We start from the raw sequence: 19088 nt of genomic DNA, 5'->3' as shown, positions 1-19088 counted from the left end.
AGCGACCTAATCGGGAAATAACGTCCGATCGATATTAGGAACAACTCTTAAAGCGTTTTTGTAATACACTTTTTTTAGGATGTCGTCAGGCAATCCCATGCCATACATCCGCCAGAAAGCATGGTATTTTTTATGGTAGGGAAAGTATTCATCTTCCGTTTCCAGTACCCTGAAGTAGGTTGCATATTCTTCAGGAACCCAACTGTCTTTTCCAAATAAAATCCGATCCTGGTATTTAGTAAAAAAGGCTTTTGCTGCTTTAGGTTGCCTGCCAAGTTCGGCTATGACTGCCCCAAACTCAACGACTACATTTGGTCTTTCATCCAGCAGTTTACCCAACCTGGCTAAATCGTTCGGAAACCATCCGAAGTGTGCAGCAATGAAAGTGGTGTTAGGATGCTTTTTAAAAATGTTGTGTTGCTCCTGTATCAGGGTCTCAAAGGGTGCAGGGTCGCTATCACTTCTTTTCCTGCCGGCGTGCGTTTTGAGTTCTAACCATCTTTCATTCTTTTCATCCAGAGGATCCCAGAAAGATTTCGGATCAGCGGTATGTATAAGGACAGGAATTTTTAGTTCGCCGCATTTCCTCCATATTGGATCAAGCCGCACGTCGTCAACCGTAACTCTTTTGCCTGTATTATCTTTTACTGATAATCCGAGAGTCTTAAAAATTTTCAGTCCGTTTGCTCCATTCTTTACATCTTCCTCCAGTTGCTTAACAGCTTTTTCTGTCCACCCATTTTCACCAACACCACTAAAATTTATGTTAGCGAACACAATGAATTTTTTCGGCGCGTTTGCTTTTGCATTGTCGACTGCCTGTTTTAGAGTGCTTCCGTTTGAGCCGCTTAAATTTACCATAACGGCCATATTAAGTTTAGCCATTTCTGCCGCTAGTTCCTTCAAATTCTGCGTCGCCATACCAAACTGGTGATTGTGAACATCGATGAAGGGAAACTTAGCCCTGGTTATTTTATGTTCAGGAACAACCAACGTTGAGGGTGGATCGTATTTTTCGAAATCCATGATATTCTGCCCATAAATATTAAAAGCTGTAGCAAGAAGAGAAAAGGCTAAGAAGGTTTTTTTCATACAAAAATTTCAAGGTAATGAAGCAATGAGGAAAGATAATGCACCTTTCTAAATAACTTTTTTATTGATAAAAAGATTTGTTGTTGAATGGTCATTCATACTACAACTTTCCTAGCCTTGATATTTTAATTTGTTAGTTCCAATTCCGCTTCGTCTGCTTGCTTCACAAGCATCTTTTTCCTCTTTTTTTTCTTGTAGAAGAAAAGGCCGATAAAAAATAAGGCAATAACCAAAGCGATGGCGCTAATGATCAGGATGATTGACTTACGGCTACCAAGAATAATTTTACCGCTATACATGGTAATAGTCTGCCGAAGTTCAAACCTTTCAAAAACAGCTTGCTCATCAAGGTTGCCTTTTGATACGAGGCCAGCTCTTGGTGGATTATCCCACGGGGGAAGGAAGGTTGCTTTAACCGGCGTTTCATTCAACGGTTTAAACTCTTTTCCGTTAAGACTATATAAAAAGGAAATTCTGTAAAGGTCCCTCACCCACATTTGTAAGAAGACGCTATCTGAATGGGGGATTTCATAAATACCAAGAATGCTCTCGAACCCGTCCCTGACTTTCGAAATTTCAATTTGGTTGTTGCGGACAAAAACAGAAACCATGTCTGCTACATCTCCAATTGCACCGATGCCGGCTGACCCTGTAGACTCATTGGTTCTTACTAAAGTGGTAGCAGTATAATTATCGCTCAATATTTTCTGGCCAATAAAACTTCCTGAAGGGCTGTGTAGAGCTGAAAGTCTTAACACCCCATCCTTCATTTGGTATTTGACATCCTGGAAAACGCTCCATTGCCAAATGTCATTAAGCTTGTTGCCTTTGAACTCGTCGATAAGAATCTTCTCACGGGTAAGCGTGTCGTTTTTAGTATTTACAAATTGTATCCAGTTGTCTTTTGTGAAAGTGAACTCCTGCAACAATCCTTGCCGGCCGGTAAATGCACTCGTTTTTCTATCATAGGCGTGATATAGAAAATAGAATTTCCCGTCCTTTTCTATAGGTGTTCCATGGCCCTTGCAGATCCAGTTTTGTGTGTCGACAAGAATAGGATTTTTTGGATACTTTTCCCAAGGGCCTAAAATGTTCTTGGCCCTCGCTACACCTGAAACATAACTACACCCCGTTCCACAACAGCCGGCAGCGGCGTAGAAAGCGTAGTAGTAATCGTTATGCTGTATGATAGACACTCCCTCTACCAGCGATTTTTCCCATCCTGCGTCGTTCCTGAATAATTCCTTTTTTTGCCCGATCAAAGCTGTTCGTTCTTCATTCATTTCACTGGCCCATATAGGCGTTGGTTCTCCTGCGCTATTGGCATCTTCCTTCCAAACTAAAAATAACTTACCGTTTTTATCTCGGATAGGAAACCCGTCTATAGAACCCAGCTCCTCGCATACTAAAGGCCCGTGGTCTCTATATGGACCTTCCGGCTTGTCGGCGCTTGCAACACCCACACATAAGTTTCCGTTTTTTTTATGCGCTGTGTAATAGACATAAACCCTTCCTTTATCGTAGGTCATTTCGGGCGCCCAGAAATAGTAGTCTGCCCAATCGGGCGCTTTGTTGAAGATGTACCCCTTCTGTTTCCAGGTAATAAGATCATCTGAATATAGTAGCGGAAACGCTGGCATCCAGTTAGAGGAAGTAGCGCTGGCCCAATAAGTATCTCCGATTTTTACAACAGAAGGGTCAGGATTTGTCCCGGGCAAAACAAGTTGCTGGGTAAAAGACCGACACGTGATCCCAACCAAAAGAAAAAATACAATCAAAAACTTCATCTATGATCAATAATTATAGTAATTGCCGCTGCTCAATAATCATTCCTACTGCCTCGCAAACGGGCTTGAAAAAGAATAGACGCTGTATCAATTGAACAGGGGATCCATTTGCAAATCTCGCTTCTATTACCCGTTGTTATAGCTGGGATGATTTTTTTATTCTTGTCTGCATACCATCTGCCTTCGATTAATAAAGTTTAAAAGTATGGAAGCATTTAACGTAAAAGAACATCCGCACACAAGACTCAATATTCTTACAGGAGATTGGATCTTAGTATCACCGCACCGAACTAAGAGGCCCTGGCAAGGTAAAGTAGAAACACTACCTCCGGACAACCGCCCTTCTTACGATCCTAAATGTTACCTGTGCCCAGGCAATACGAGGGCCGATGGCAGTGTTAATCCTAACTACGATCATTCCTTTGTTTTTACCAATGATTATTCTGCCCTGCTCACTGATACACCTGATGGAGCTTTGAACGTTAAAGGGCTGCTTTCTGCAAAAAGTGAAAAAGGCATTTGTAAGGTGCTTAGTTTTTCACCCGATCACAGCCTTACTCTCCCACAACTATCGGTAGAGGGCATTGAAAAAGTTATTGAAGTTTGGATCGATGAGTTTAAAAATATAGCCGCCGACCCTACAATTAGGTACATTCAAATTTTCGAAAACAAGGGTGAAATGATGGGTTGCAGCAATCCTCATCCCCACGGACAGATCTGGGCCAGTTCTTCGGTTCCTTTAGAGATTGCCAAGGAAACAAACCAGCAAAAGAAATACTTCGACGAACATGGTAAAAGCCTCCTAAGCGACTATTTGCAACTTGAGTTAGAGCAGCAGGAAAGGATTGTTTTGGAGAATGAGCACTTTGCAGCCCTGGTACCTTTTTGGGTGGTCTGGCCTTACGAAACTATGATTGTAAGTAAGCGCCACTTCCAAAATCTTTTGCAGTTTACGTCGGACGAAAAACATGCTTATGCTCAAATTCTTAAAAAGCTGACGGCTAAGTATGATAATCTTTTTGAGATTTCATTTCCCTATTCTGCAGGTATACACCAGGCGCCCGTAAATGATGGCGATCATCCTGAGTGGCATTGGCACATGCACTTTTACCCCCCATTGTTGAGATCGGCCACTGTTAAGAAATTCATGGTTGGGTACGAGATGCTTGCTAATCCTCAAAGAGACGTTTCTGCCGAGTGGGCCGCAGAAAAGCTACGGGCTCTAAGTGAGACTCATTACAAAGAAACCAGGAAGTAATTTTGTTGTAGTCAACATTACCGCTTCAATCGTCAGCGTTGCGAGGCTCCATTCCACTAACAATCACTATGGAGCTTTTTGCCACCTTTTTCGCTAAAACGTAAAATAGCGTTTGAGCAAAAACGAAGTCGTCCTTGCACAAACGCTATGCTGGTTAATACACCTAATAGTTCCTGTAAGTTTAAGGTCTTGGCTTCACCTTGTTATTAGTATCAACAGGAACATTTGCGCCTGTTTTTATTTCTGCTGCAGAACCGCCCTGGCGAGTATCACCAGAGGTGGGCAATGTTGTATCAGTAGTAGCAGGTTGGGTCGTTGCAGGTTCAGTAGTTTTATGTTCGGTACTCTCGTGCTCTTTACCTTCTTTCGCTTGTCCACTATGCCCTTCAGCTCCGCCTTCGCTTTTTTCAGAAGATTGTGATGTTTCCTCTTTTTCGTACGATCCAACAGTTGAAGAACCGCCGTTTTCACACGCAGCAAATAATAAAAGTCCGGACAGGTATACAACAGAAATCTTCTTCATTTTATTTCATTTTATTAGCTCGCGAAGATAAATTGTTTATAGTGAATTAAAAGCCATAAAAACATTTAAACTACGGTTGTGAGGTTTAGTAATTTCTGCAAGCCTGGTCTCTAAAAAAATAACTCCGAAATGGATACTCAACCCTTCGTCCTGTTCGTTTATTCATATTGCTTTATTACCAATTATTTGAAATATCTATCGGAATAGAAGGAACCACGAATGAACCTTTTATTCTCTTACTAAAAAGGTTCTATGAAAAATACGGCTACACGACTACAGTTATTATTTATACTATTGACAATTACGTGCACTCTTTCTGCTCAGAGAAATTTTTGGACAGATGAGGCAGAAACGGCGATTGCAATTAAGCGCAACCCTCAATTAAGTTTACCCAAACAATATCGCACACTTCGTTTAGACATCGCCAGCCTTAGTTCTGCGCTAAGAACAGCTCCGAAAGAATTTACGCAAAGGGCAAAGAGTAGTCCTTTCACAATGCTGGTTCCAATGCTCGATGGAAGTTTCAAAAGTTTTAAAATAGCCGAGACGTCTATCATGGAGCAGGGATTAGCAGATAAATTTTCCAATGTAAAAACGTATGGTGGACAAGGCATAGAAGATCCTCACGCTACTATTAAAATAGACCTGACCGAATTTGGTTTTCATGCCATGATTCTTTCCCAAATAAATGGCGCTGTTCTTATTGATCCTTATGCCCAAGGCAACGTAGAAGATTATGTTGCTTACAACAAAAAAGACCTGCCTTTAAAAATGTCAGCAATGGAAGAGGGATTGGATGCAGCTACTGATAACTTAAAACGTCCCTCCGATGCTCAGCGTACTAACGCGGCTACCTGTATTGGAGGCACTTTGAAACAGTATCGTCTCGCTGTTGCGTGTACCTGGCAATATGCAGTCGCAGTTGGCGGAAGGCAGGTAACGCCATCCCAAGCTTTATCTGCTATTGTAACCACCGTAAACAGAGTTGACGGCGTGTATGAAAATGAGGTAGGTGTAAGAATGATACTGGTCAGCAACAACAATAAAATTGTCTTTTTAGACTCCGCTTCACAGCCCTTTACGGGCAACAGTAATGCGGTTACGCTTATTAATGAAAGTCAAAAAGTGATTGACTCTTTAATAGGTTCGGCAAACTATGATGTTGGCCATACATTTAGCACAGGAGCCGGCGGCTATGCAGGTATTGGAGTGGTTTGCACAAATGGTTTGAAAGCGCGTGGCGTAACTGGCAGTCCTCAACCCACCGGTGATGCTTACAACATCGACTATGTTGCTCACGAACTTGGTCACCAGTTTGGTGCACAACATACATTTAATGCTAATACCGGTAACTGTGGAGGTGCTAACGGTTCACCCACTACCAACGCTGAGCCGGGAAGCGGTTCAACCATCATGGCTTACGCCGGTATTTGTAACGCGGTAAATAATCTGCAACCTCATACCTTACCTTATTTTCATGCAATCAGTTTTGATCAAATAACCCAATATATTAACTCAGTTGACGGAAGCCTTGGTGCAGTACAAATAGCCACAGGCAACAGAGCACCGGTAGTAAATGCAGGAGCAGATTATGTCATTCCAAAAGCAACGCCTTTTGCACTTACTGGCTCCGCTTCAGACGCAGATGGAGATCCTCTTACTTATAGTTGGGAACAGGTAAATGTCGGAGCACTTTTCGGTGATTGGAATAAACCTTTAGGGGATGCACCTATTTTCAGATCTTTTACCCCTGTTACTACCCCAAGAAGATTTTTTCCTCAACTCAGTGATCTTGTAAATAACACAACAACCATTGGTGAACTACTGCCGGCTTATGGAAGGGCCATGAAGTTTAGGTTAACAGCAAGAGACAATCGTACCGGAGGGGGAGGAGTTTGTTCTGATGAAGCCAATGTAACGGTAGATGGAAATGCCGGTCCATTTGTAGTGACCGCTCCTAATACTGCCATGACCTGGGATGTTGGCTCTTTTACCACCATAACCTGGGATGTTGCAAGCACAAATCTTGCTCCTGTAAACTGCGCTAATGTAAACATTGAACTTTCTACCGATGGCGGTCTCACGTTTCCTATTACCCTAGTATCAAATACTCCTAATGACGGAACGGAGGAGATAATTGTCCCTAACAATGCTACCACAAATGCGCGCGTAAGAGTGGTCTCCGCAGGAAACATCTTCTTTGATATTTCGAACGTTGACTTTATCATAAAGGCCAATGCTGAACCTGGATTTTCTTTTAGTAATCCACTAACCGTTGCAGCTTGCAACAATGGAGCAGCGGGAACACTTATCAATACAAATTCACTTAATAAATTCTCCACCCCTATTACACTTTCTGCATCGGGAAATCCTGCAGGTTCCGTAGTGGCTTTTGGTACTAATCCATTAAGCCCCGGTTCTAATGATTCGATTATACTAAAGGGAAATATTCCTGCCGGAATTTATAACATTACGATTACCGGTACTGCCGGTTCTATCACCAGGTCGAGGGTAATTCAATTTGTAATAGGAACGCCAACCAAACTTGCGGTAAATACAACACCCGCAAACAACTCGATTGGCGCTCCCATGCTCCCAACTTTCAGCTGGCAACCTACTACTGAGGCACAGTACTACACTTTAAATATTTCAAATTCTCAAAACTTTGCTACAAACGTTCAAAGCATAGACAGTATTACTAATTCAAGCTATACACTCACTGCACCATTAGCGGCGAATACGCAGTATTACTGGCGCGTTGTTCCTCATAACTCGTGCGGTGCTGGTCCGGCTTCTGCCAGCTCGCTCTTTAAGACTGCAGCTATTGTCTGCTCAGATATTGTGTATAGCAAAAATCTGCCTATTGCTATCGATGTCGTTGCCAATACAATTACATCAACTTTAAATATACCCTCCGGTGGAATAATCCAGGATATCAACGTAGTGGGTTTAAAGGGGACACACTCTTACGTGGGTGACCTGACCGTTAACCTCATTAGCCCGTCAAACACTAAAGTGCAGCTGTTTAGAAGAGTGTGCGATGGCGACGACGACTTCGACATAAACTTCGATGATCAATCAGCTAACATAATAATTTGCCCTCTTAATGATGGTAGAACAAGTAAGCCAAGCCAGCCATTGTCTGCGTTTATCAACGAGAATAGTACGGGAACATGGAAGCTTGAGGTCATAGACTCATATACCGATGACGGTGGTTCTTTGACTAACTGGGGACTAAAGATTTGCACGTACCAGGCATCAGCACTTCCTGTTAATTGGGTCACTTTTACTGCCGATAAAAAACAGGATAAAACGGTTGCGTTGCAATGGTCAGCTATCAATGAAATAAACAACAAAAGCTATGAGATCGAAAAAAGCATTGATGGTATTTCATTTGGATTTGTAGGAGAAGTAAATGCGGCTAATGGCGTTGGATTACAGCAATATTCTTTCAACGATGTAAAGCCAAACAAGGGAGATAACTACTACAGGTTAAAACAAGTGGATAAAGACGGGAAGTATAGCTACTCAAAAATTGTAAAAGTAGAGCTGCAGGAGTCTGCTGCCAACTTCATGATTTTTCCAAATCCTGCCGTAGACAAAAGCACGGTGCGGGTTCTAACTGAAACAAAGCAACTAACCATCACGCTTTCTAATGCCGCGGGCAAACTGGTGTATAAAAGAGATGCAGGTTTTGTAAGCGCAGGGCAGGAATTTGAGATACCCGTCAAAGGATTTAGTAAAGGTCTATACGTGCTTACGCTATCAACAGAAAAGGGTATTTCAAATGAAAAAATAATAGTGCAATAATTGACGGTTCGCTGTAAAGCCTTCGTAAATGCTTTAAACCTTTTATGACCTATTTTCTGCTAATGCATAGTTGCTATAAACATTCTTCTTTGTTAAATTAGCCGCTATAATAAGTGCTATGAGAAAGTTTATTAGTGTTCTATGTATTGCAACGCTGTTATTGAATAGTTCCTGCAAAACCCCCCGAAGTGTTGTTGGAACGAAAGATGATGGAAAGATTGAAGTAGTGTTTGTGCAAGTAAATGATGTCTATGAAATCGCCCCGGTAGGAGGCGGCAAAGAAGGCGGGATGGCCCGTGTGGCAACACTCAAGAAACAATACAAGCAAGCGAATCCGAATACATTTTTAGTTATCGCAGGAGATTTTCTCAGCCCTTCTGTCTATAATAGTTTGCAATACCACGGAAAAAGAATCAGAGGTGCGCAAATGGTAGAGTCGATGAATGCTGCGGGAATGGATATCGCTGTTTTTGGAAACCACGAGTTCGACATATCAGAAAAGGAATTGCAGGAACGGATAAATGAGTCTCGTTTTTTGTGGGTTTCAACTAATACATTCCATAAGTTGAAAGACTCTATTGTTCCTTTTAGAAGGACCGATGTCGCCAATGCAACTCCTTTTCCTGAAACCTATATTATGTCTGTAAAAGACAATGATGGAACAGCTGCGAGAATAGGTTTCATCGGTCTTACTTTACCTTCTAATCCTGCTGATTTTGTTTCTTATAAAGATCCCTTAGCGGCGGCAAAAGAGGTGTACAATAAAATTAAAGACTCGGTAGATGCTGTCGTTGCCATTACTCACATGGCTGTAGAAGATGATGTATTGCTTGCCAAAGAGCTTCCTGGCCTCGCTGCTATTATTGGGGGCCATGAGCATGGCGGAGTATTTAATAAAACAGGGAAAGTTTATATCACCAAGGCTCATGCAAATGCCCGTTCTGCTTATATCGTGAAGCTTGATATTAATAAGAATAAACGCTCTTTTAACGTTCCAGAACCTGAACTAAAATACATAAATGAAGAGGTTGCATTAGACAGCAATACCAACGTTGCAGTGGAGAAGTGGAAGAAAATTGCTCGCGACAATTATGCATCTCTTGGTTTTGATGCTGAAAAGGTCGTTATCGCTACAGGCGAAAAATTAGATGGAAGGGAAACGGAGACCCGATCAACATCTACTAATCTTACGAGCCTTGTTACTGCCGCTATGGCCTATGCATGTCCCCAGGCGGATGTTGTAATCTTCAACTCCGGCTCTATTCGTTTAGACGATATTCTAACTCCCCCGGTTACCCAGTACGACATCATACGCACCTTACCCTTTGGTGGTGGTATCAGGGAAGTGGATATGAAAGGAGACCTGCTTTTGAAGGTTTTACAGGCAGGAATAAAGAACCGCAATAATGGTGGCTTTTTACAGTCTCAACCCGTTGTCTTTAATAGTGCAGCAAATTCTTTTACTGTCAATAACCAGGCAATCGACCCCACTAAAGTTTATAGGGTAGCTGTCACAGAATTTTTGCTAAGTGGAAAAGAAGCAAACCTTGATTTTTTGAATGAAACAAATCCTGGTATAGTAAAAGTGTATCCTGCTGAAACTGAAATCACAAACCCTAAGTCTGACATAAGAGCGGCAATCGTTAAGTTTTTAAGTAACAAGAAGTAACGGGTAGTTGAGGGATAACAAGGCATTCTGTTGGTAAGGTTAAGGCTTCGCGAGTTCCTTTTTGATCCGTTCCCGATAATTTCTAACGGCCCTGATATCACTGTAAGAAACCTCCTTGCCAGCCTTTTCTTTGATAGCGGATGCAGGAAGATCAGGTGCCGCTTCCATTAAACCCAGTAGCTTTTCAAGTATCAGATTATCAACAAGATCAAGTATATCCACTTCTCCCGTCGCAACGAATGTGGCAAGATGACTTTCAATTGTTCCTTGCGACATACCTCGCGCAACGCTTATATCTTCAATCGATTTGCCTTGTTTAAACATTTGCAAACTAATTCTGCCGCTTTCTCCTTTTTCAGGTTTTAAGGAATGCGGTTTAATTTCTTCGGGCATCTGTGCAGGAAATGCTCTTTTATTTTGCGCCACCAATTGAAGCAGCTCATTCAGCTTTGTAGAATTCTTCAATGCCGCCGACAATTGCAAGCCTTGTTGCAATTGTTGCTTTTTCCGATTTAATAAGACAAGCAGGTCCTGTAAATCCTTTACGTACTTCTTTACATTCTTTTTATTCTTTACCTCATCGATATGACCCTTAATTGAGTTGTACGTTTTGGTAAGTTCCGTAAGAAAATAGTTAGTTCCTGCCTCCGTTCTTTCATGGAGTTTTTTGTAGCCGTCTTCCTCCGCGGTCAAAAAAAGATATTCAAGTTGTTTTTTGAATTTATAAGCAACATCCTTTTGTTCACTTGTTGCTTTGGCTAATTCACCGCACCATTGTATACACTTGTCTTTATCAGGAATTTGCCTGTCTTCGTAGCTTTCCAAATGGGTTTGAATATTGTCATCTATTTTTTCCCAATCAAAACTTTGCATCAGCGATAACCGGATGTATACCTTTTGTTGCTGCTCCAGTGTTTGCTGCAAGGCATCCTCTTCCAACTCCTGTTTTACGAAATCGATTACACGACTATCGGTACTAATGCAACCGGGAAGAATACGCGACTTTAATACCAGGCCTTGCAAACTGGTTAGCCGACTAAGAGATACATACACTTGCCCCGGAGCGAAGGACGCTCCTGCATCAATGATCGCTTTTTCAAAAGTCAATCCCTGGCTTTTATGAATAGTAATTGCCCATGCAAGTCTTATAGGATATTGGGTAAACGTGCCAAGTTCTTCTTCCTCCAATGTATCCTTTTCCGAATTATAATTGTAGCGCACATTCTGCCATTTCTCCTGCTCGATTTCCAGCTCACCTTCTTCATTAGGAAAGGCTACAAAAATGCTCTCGCGTTCAATCTTTGTAACGATTCCTATTTTCCCATTGTAAAACTTCCTAACCTCGCCTTTGTCGTTTTTGATAAACATAATCTGTGCGCCCTGCTTTAGTTGCAGTTGCTTCTCGACCGGGTACGACCTTTCATAAAACTCGCCTGTTACTTTAGCATTGTAGCTGTATAATTTCCCCGGTAGCTTTTCCAGTTCACGCTGGTTGATTTCATCCGCCTTATAATTATGACTACAAAGGGTAATGTAGTTGTCCTTCTTTGTGGGCGCAAAGTCGGGGTTGTAGTGTTGATGTAACACCTCAAGGTCTTCCGTGGTGCAGCAATTGTTGCGTATGTTGTTTAGGATATTTATGAACACATTGTCTTTTTGCCGGTAAATCTTCTTAAGCTCGATAAACAGTGGCGGAACATGTTGAAGAACCTGGGCATCGAAAAAGAAGGGGCTGTTATAATGATCCTTTAAAATCTCCCATTCTTCATTTTTGGCCACTGGCGGCAATTGAAATAGGTCACCTATATAGACCATCTGAACACCGCCAAAAGGGATAAGGGGCTGCTTTCTTACGTGACGCATTACAGTATCAACAGCATCGAGCAAATCTGCTCTTACCATCGAAATTTCGTCGATGATTAATAAGTCCAGTTCCTGTATTACCTCTCTTTTGGCACGTTGAAGTCTGAGGTTCTTAAGCAGGCTGGACCTGTTATTCATTTCGCCCCCAAATCCTCCCCAAACTTCTTTATCCGATGGAATAAAGGGACCAAATGGAAGCTGAAAAAAAGAATGAATGGTAACACCGCCGGCATTAATGGCAGCTACGCCGGTTGGAGCAACTACTGCCATCTTCTTAAAAGTATTGTCCCTTATGTACTTAAGAAAAGTCGTTTTTCCTGTACCTGCCTTACCGGTTAAAAACAGGTGTTTGTTGGTTTGATTTACAAACGCTACCGCTTTTTGAAAGATAGTATTGGAAGGATCAGGGTTCATGAAGCGATGGAGTAAAAGAAAAGGAAATGATTACGAAAATACATCAGGCCATTGAGTAATTTCTTTTCATGAAAAAAGATCTCATGTATAGATTTCTTTTGTTAAGAAAATCGTGGCCAAAAGGTTGAAACCTCGAAAACAAAATGGAGCAAAATAAAAAACTCTGCAGGTTAATGCAGAGTTTTTAAAAATTATAAATAAACTTTTTATTTGACAGTTGACGTAGGTAAGAAGCCGTTGTCTGCATTTGATGCCGCTACATTTTCCATTTGAGGGTCAAGGTCAAAACGGGAATTAAGTATGGAAGAATTATTTACATACCATTGATCGGGTGAATTGACAAAAAAGCAACTTCCACCTTTGATCTCTGCAATGATTTTTGTGTGTAAGCCATAAGGTACCGCGGGACAGCCAAGGCTCTTGCCGATAACTCCTCTTATAGACATGATGTCTTCGTTCACAAAACGAGATCCATGTAAAACAATTCCCCTGCTTTTAACACGGTCATTGATGCCTGCTTCCATTCCGTTAAACCTCATGCAATAACCTGCCTTGCCGTTATAAGTATCACCGGTAACCATGAAGCCAAGACTACTTTTGTTAGAGTTATCGTAGTTTGAAAAACTGGTTGCGAACTCATTGCCACTGTTTCTGCCGTGCGACACAAACGTATTGAACAGCAGGCGGCTACTAGAGAGGTCTATTACGTACAATCTTTTGTTATTGCTGCTCTGACTATAATCGCAAATCGTAACAATGTTCTTCTTCCTGATCGATCCGCGCTTTTCAAGATACTGGTAGCCTTTGTAAGCATTAAAGAAAACATCTCTTTCAAGACCGTACTCTCCAAGACCGATTAAATCGTAAATAGAATCTGCTGTTTTCTTTAAGACCGGAGAATTAGCTGAATTAGAAAGTAAGGAAGGAAAGTTCTTCTCACCGGTTATCCCTTTTTTAGGGTCTCCCGCAAATGACTGAACTGAAATAAATACAAAACCAACTGAAAGAATTCTTCCTATAAGCTTGAGAAATCCTGGCATAAGTTTTAAGGGCAATATTTAAAAATAACTTTATCTAGGACGGCTAAAGTAGAGGAATTATTGTGTGAAGACAAGTTAAAACTTCCAATAGAGGCAATTCCGGTTTCATTCGCCTTGATTCTCAACCATTTCTTTTTTTATAAATTCTGCTCCAAAACGTTCAAAGAAGCTCATTGTATTATTCCTAAGTGTTAAACAAGAAGTAGCGAAATATTCAGACAAGTGATAACTAGGGTATAATTTCCACAATCTTGTTGGTCAGAACCATCCCCTTTTTTTGAAAACCCGTAGCATAATTACCGGCACAATTAGCATTACAGCGACGGTTATATAAAAGCCCCATCTCTGGTGCGCATAGGGTATTACGTCGAAGTTCATCCCGAAAATGCCGCCTATAACTGAACCTGGTGCTAACAAACAGGTAACGATAGCCATCACTTTCATCACCTCGTTCATCTTAAGGTTCACCTGGTTGATATACAAATCCTGCAAGCTTGCCAAAATTTCACGGTAGTTCTCCGCAACATCATTTGCCTGCACAATGTGGTCATAAGCGTCTTTGTAATACTTATTAATCTTATCGTCTAGCAACTCGCTTTCGCTTTTAATAAATCCATTCACCAGTTCTCTTACGGGACCAACATTTCGCTTCAAAACAATCATCTCCTTTCTCAAGGCATTCAACTTGGCCAGCGACCTTTTGTTATTAACGCGAATGATCTCTTCTTCCAAAGCCTCTATTTTTTCGCCCAACTTTTCAATCACCTCGAAATAGTGATCTACTATCATATCGATTAAACTATAACAGAGATAGTCTGCACCTCTCGTGCGCAGTCTGCTCGACGGAACTTTAAGCTTTTCACGAATGTTATTAAATACGTCGCGGTGCGCATCTTCCTGGAAGGTTATGACGAAATTTTTGCCAAGAGCGATACTGATTTGCTCTTGTTCAACCGCGCAGTTATTGTCGTTAAAATACAACATGTTGAGCTGGCAAAACATGATGCCTTCAATGTCATCCATCTTCGGGCGTTGACCAATACTTAGAATGTCTTCAACCAAAAGGGGATGAATTTCAAATTGCTGGCAAACTTCTTCAACGGTCGCTTTCACTATGCCGTCGATATTTATCCAGCTTACTTTGTCGCTGTCCCTGTAAATAAAAGTTTCTCTTACATCTTTTAATTCGCACGCAGAAATAGAACCTGGATCATAATTGTAAACAAAGATTTTTGTGCTTTTTGCTTCTTCACGTTCAGGGGGAGTGGCAGGATTGTAATTAAAGATTTCTTTAGTTCGATGAGTATTAAATATAGGCTCTATTAAGTATTTTAAATATTTCTTCGGGCGCATAAATTAAAGGTAAGAGATGCCTATAGATTAATAAAATAAGGTGCTTCAGACCTCAAGGCTTCAGGTAGGGTTTATAGTTTAAAGCATGAAGTATAGCGTTAAAATATGTTGAGACAAGCAATTGGTTTTCATGGTAATCATTCTTGCCACGCTCGTTTCAACTGCAAATCTTTGGTTGTCTTTTCTCTTGCACGATCTTTTATTATAGCAAATTTTTAAGCTTTGCATACTGCAACAACATAATTGTTTTGCCGTCTTTTATTTCACCGTCCTCCATCATTTGTATGGCTTTGTCGAAAGGTATTTCAAGTACTTCAATATCTTCCTGCTCGTGTTCGATGCCTCCGCCCTCGTTTACTTTCATTGAGCTGCTGTAGGCAGCAACAAAAAAATAAATGATCTCGGTTACAGAGCCGGGAGACATATAAGCCTCAAATATTTTGCGCACATCAGAAACTTTATAACCTGTCTCTTCTTCGGTTTCTCTTTTTATGCATTCTTCGGCGTTGTCTTTGTCAAGCAAGCCAGCACAGGCTTCTATCAACATTCCATCAGCATTGCCATTAATGAATGTTGGCATTCTAAATTGCCTTGTGAGGATGACCGTTTGGGAGTCGCGGTTGTACAATAGGATGGTTGCACCGTTGCCTCTATCATACGCTTCCCTGTTTTGTTTAGACCAGCCGCCGTCCTTTTTTTGATATTCATAGGTCACCTTCTTTAGTGTGTACCAATTGTTTGACAGAATCTCCGTGTTCAAAATTTTTACCTTTTCATTCATTGCATGTAGTTCTTGGTTAGATGTAAAATTGCCTCAAGAAACGTTGAAACCTTCTAATTTTTTACAAGCGGCTACAACACAAGTAAGTGGGAATGAAGGACTGCTCTAATCCTAAGCGGAAGAATAAGTTGTTTCCGGGCGATGATGGTTTAAAGGAAAATGCAGCTAAAAGCCGAATAAAGAATAAATGTACAAGTGAGTGACACAACGATGATGCTATGAAAAACAAAAGCTGGTTTTCGAAAAATTATTTGGATGAAATTTTTAAAGGCTACAAAAACCATTGTGGTCAAGCAGAAAAACGGGTTTTGAATTGACCTACCAAGAGCTTTTTTATAGCAAGATTAAAACTTTTGCAAGCGATAAAACGCCATGACTTTTGTGTTTTAAACTATCTTGTGCTGAACTTTTTTAAGCACCTGATAATGAAATTTCTGCTAGCCGTTTTCCTTTTTTTAGTTTCTTATTCTACCTCTTTTTCGCAGCACAACAGCCAGCTACCGGCCAACGAATGGGTGGACAGCGTTTTTAAAAAGCTTAGCCGGAAACAAAAAATAGCCCAATTAATGATCATACGAGCCCATAGTAATTTGGGCGAGGAACACATAAAACAGGTGACTGAACTGGTTAAAAAATTCAATGTCGGCGGCTTGTGCTTTTTCCAGGGAGGGCCTGAAAGGCAGGCCAACCTTACCAACTTTTACCAGTCCATCGCGAAAACGCCCCTGATGGTAACCATAGATGGAGAATGGGGTTTGGGAATGCGCCTTGATAGTATCATTAGTTTTCAAAGACAGATGATGATAGGTGCAGTGTCTGATGCGCAACTCTTTTATAGGTTTGGACGGGCGGTAGGTGAGCAATGTAAAAGAATGGGCATCCATGTAAATTTTGCACCGGTCGTTGACATTAATAATAACCCTGACAATCCGGTCATCAACGATAGAAGTTTTGGCGAGGATAAATATAAGGTTGCATTGTTTGGTACTCAATACATGAAGGGCATGCAGGATGTAGGCATTATGGCATGCGCGAAACACTTTCCTGGTCACGGCGATGTGAGTGTGGACTCTCACCTTGACCTGCCGATAATTAATAAAAGTCGTGCTCAACTTGACTCTTTAGAATTGTATCCTTTCAGGCAAATGATAAAGGAAGGTGTGGGAAGTATTATGAGTGCACACCTCTACATTCCGGTGATAGATACCATTTCTAACCAGGCCACTTCTCTGTCTTATAAAACTGTAACAGGTTTGTTGCGAAATGAATTGGGCTTTAAAGGGCTCACGTTTACAGACGCACTTGAGATGAAAGGTGTAAGCAAATATTACCCTGCAGGACAGGCATCTGCTCAATCATTAATTGCAGGGAACGATATGCTATGCCTGCCTGAAGACATAAAAGGAAGCATCAAAAAAATCAGGAAAGCAATCAGGAAACATCAGATTGAAAAGGCTGATTTTGAGGCAAGGGTTAAGAAGGTGTTGCTTGCTAAATATCACCTTGGTTTAAACAATCAAAGCCCCATTCAAACAGGCAATATTGTAAATGAAGTAAATGCAAACACAAACGAAATAAAAACGCTTATTGCTCAAAAAGCAATTACCCTTTTAAAACTTTCAAACAAAGAAGTGCTGCCTCTAAAAGCCGGTAGAAAAATTGCTTTTGTTGGCGTAGGTATAGACAAAGCAAATGCTTTTGCAAACCGGATACAAAAGGACTATCGCGCAGATCTGTTTACGTTTGGTTACAAAGAAGATTCTCTTGCATCTATTGCCTTGATTTCAAAACTTAAAGGAACTTATGACCTTGTTGTTATCGGGGTACATAACTACAGTCGTCGTCCTGCAAACCGTTATGGTATTTCGCCTGCAGCATATAATTTAGTTAACCAACTACAATCGCAAAATGCAACGGTGACTTTTGTTTTTGGAAACCCCTATGCCATGAAGAGCATGGCTCCTGGTGCAGCCAATTTGGTTGCATGTTATGAAGATGATGAGATCACTCAACAAGCGGCTGCGGACGTTTTGACGGGCAAAATTTCTCCAAAAGGAAAGCTCCCTGTAACGGTAAGTGAAGAGCTTCATTATGGGATGGGTATCACCGAGAGTAATTATTTTCCTCACGTAACTCCTGAGACAGTGGGGCTGAAGTCTGAAGTTCTGAATCGCATCGACTCAATTGCAACTGATGCTATTGCCAATCATGCAACTCCCGGCTGTGTGGTGTTGGTAGCCAAAGATGGTAAGGTTGCTTTTCAACGTGCTTATGGCTACACCAACTACGATAGTATTGAGCCGGTTAATAATGATATGATCTATGACCTTGCTTCGGTTACAAAAATTTCGGCTACTACAGTATCTGTTATGAAATTGTACGAAGAAGGAAAGTTGGATCTTGACAAAACACTGGGCGACTATCTTCCATGGGTTAGAGGAAGCAATAAAGAAAAACTGGTGCTGAGGAATTTGTTATTACACCAGGCAGGCCTTGTTTCGTTTATTCCGTTTTATAAAGACACCAACGATAAAAACGGCAACCCATTACCTCGGTATTACAGCAAAGTTCCTACAGACACATTTTCTATTAGGGTAGCAGATAGTGTGTACATGCGAAGAGACTACCAGGATACGATGTACAGCCGCATCCTTACCAGTAAGCTCAGTCCGTCCAATGAATATATTTATAGTGACAATGATTTTATTTTTATGGGCAAAGTGGTTGAAGCAGTTACAGGAAAGCCACTTCAAGAATATGTGAGAGAGACGTTTTACGACCCTCTGCAAATGACAACTACATCGTTTAAACCTAGAGAATATTTTCCAGTTAATATGATTGCTCCCACAGAGTACGATAAGACATGGAGGCAACAATTGTTAAGAGGTGATGTACACGACCCGGGTGCTGCTATGTTTGGCGGTGTCGCCGGACATGCAGGCCTGTTCAGCAATGCCTATGATCTTGCGAAGTTGTACCAGATGCTTTTAAACGGCGGTGAAATGGAAGGCGTTCGTTATTTGAAGAAAGAGACAATCGACAAATTCACTGCTTATTCAAGTAATATCAGTCGTCGTGGGATCGGGTTCGACAAACCCGAAAAGGACAACGCTACGAGAAAAGTTCCTTACCCTGCTAAGAGTGTATCGCCGGCTACTTTTGGTCATACCGGCTATACCGGCACTTGTGTTTGGGCCGACCCAAAGCAAAACCTGTTGTATATATTTTTGTCAAACCGTGTAACTCCCGTTGATACGAATAAGTTGCTGCAGATGAATGTTAGAGGTAATATTCATGAAGTTATTTATGCTGCTTTGCAGAAGGGTAATGCTAAGCTCTAGAGGCTTAGCTTCTTCATAATGGTGTGTTATTTGGTGGTAGTAACCTGATGAGCATAAATTTGTTACTCAATTTTTAAGTGGCACATGGAAGCTTTGGTAAAAAAGGGATTGAATTGACATCGGTAGGTATGCGAGCATTTGTATTTTAATTTTTCTT

The 19088-nt window shown here is 41.2% G+C and carries 11 protein-coding genes; 4 read left to right on the top strand and 7 right to left on the bottom strand.

The window, feature by feature from the left end; translation table 11 throughout:
• Window positions 1-6: 6 nt before the first annotated feature.
• Together SAE01_RS23060 and SAE01_RS23055 are read right to left on the bottom strand one after the other, a co-directional pair.
• Entirely contained in the window at window positions 7-1092 is a 1086-nt protein-coding gene (locus SAE01_RS23060; RefSeq protein WP_147206200.1) for an amidohydrolase family protein, read from the bottom strand.
• Window positions 1093-1217: 125 nt separating this feature from the next.
• Window positions 1218-2879 (bottom strand): family 43 glycosylhydrolase, encoded by a 1662-nt coding sequence (locus tag SAE01_RS23055; protein WP_147206199.1) that lies wholly within the window; start codon window positions 2877-2879, stop codon window positions 1218-1220.
• 205 nt (window positions 2880-3084) lie between these two features.
• On the opposite strand from SAE01_RS23055, the gene SAE01_RS23050 reads away from it, so the two are divergent.
• Window positions 3085-4137 carry a UDP-glucose--hexose-1-phosphate uridylyltransferase gene (locus tag SAE01_RS23050; protein WP_147206198.1) on the top strand — a complete coding sequence of 351 codons (1053 nt, stop codon included), beginning with the start codon at window positions 3085-3087 and terminating at the stop codon, window positions 4135-4137.
• A 181-nt stretch (window positions 4138-4318) separates the two neighbouring features.
• Here the strand turns inward: SAE01_RS23050 and SAE01_RS23045 are convergent, their stop codons facing one another.
• On the bottom strand, window positions 4319-4660 hold the full coding sequence (locus SAE01_RS23045) for a hypothetical protein (RefSeq protein ID WP_147206197.1): 342 nt from the start codon (window positions 4658-4660) through the stop codon (window positions 4319-4321).
• Between the two features lie 252 nt (window positions 4661-4912).
• Here SAE01_RS23045 and SAE01_RS23040 point away from each other — a divergent pair, with 252 nt between their 5' ends.
• Both SAE01_RS23040 and SAE01_RS23035 read left to right on the top strand, forming a co-directional pair.
• On the top strand, window positions 4913-8470 hold the full coding sequence (locus SAE01_RS23040; RefSeq protein ID WP_147206196.1) for a reprolysin-like metallopeptidase: 3558 nt from the start codon (window positions 4913-4915) through the stop codon (window positions 8468-8470).
• A gap of 118 nt (window positions 8471-8588) precedes the next feature.
• Window positions 8589-10139, top strand: coding sequence for a bifunctional metallophosphatase/5'-nucleotidase (locus tag SAE01_RS23035; RefSeq protein ID WP_147206195.1), 1551 nt, complete (start codon window positions 8589-8591; stop codon window positions 10137-10139).
• A gap of 39 nt (window positions 10140-10178) precedes the next feature.
• On the opposite strand, the gene SAE01_RS23030 is transcribed toward SAE01_RS23035, so the two are convergent.
• The 4 genes from SAE01_RS23030 to nudK form a co-directional block, all read right to left on the bottom strand.
• Window positions 10179-12416, bottom strand: coding sequence for a helix-turn-helix domain-containing protein (locus SAE01_RS23030; protein ID WP_147206194.1), 2238 nt, complete (start codon window positions 12414-12416; stop codon window positions 10179-10181).
• Window positions 12417-12622: 206 nt separating this feature from the next.
• Window positions 12623-13456 (bottom strand): murein L,D-transpeptidase catalytic domain family protein, encoded by an 834-nt coding sequence (locus SAE01_RS23025; RefSeq protein WP_147206193.1) that lies wholly within the window; start codon window positions 13454-13456, stop codon window positions 12623-12625.
• Window positions 13457-13714: 258 nt separating this feature from the next.
• Window positions 13715-14809, bottom strand: a complete 1095-nt coding sequence (gene corA, locus SAE01_RS23020) for a magnesium/cobalt transporter CorA (protein ID WP_147206192.1) — start codon at window positions 14807-14809, stop codon at window positions 13715-13717.
• Window positions 14810-15011: 202 nt separating this feature from the next.
• Window positions 15012-15590 (bottom strand): GDP-mannose pyrophosphatase NudK, encoded by a 579-nt coding sequence (gene nudK, locus SAE01_RS23015; protein WP_147206191.1) that lies wholly within the window; start codon window positions 15588-15590, stop codon window positions 15012-15014.
• A gap of 425 nt (window positions 15591-16015) precedes the next feature.
• Between nudK and SAE01_RS23010 the strand changes: the two genes are divergently transcribed.
• Window positions 16016-18931, top strand: coding sequence for a serine hydrolase domain-containing protein (locus SAE01_RS23010; RefSeq protein ID WP_147206190.1), 2916 nt, complete (start codon window positions 16016-16018; stop codon window positions 18929-18931).
• Window positions 18932-19088: the final 157 nt, after the last annotated feature.

This window comes from Segetibacter aerophilus, assembly GCF_007991655.1.
In the GTDB taxonomy this organism is placed as follows: Bacteria; Bacteroidota; Bacteroidia; order Chitinophagales; family Chitinophagaceae; genus Segetibacter; species Segetibacter aerophilus.
This window is presented reverse-complemented; position numbering and strand designations above follow the sequence as displayed.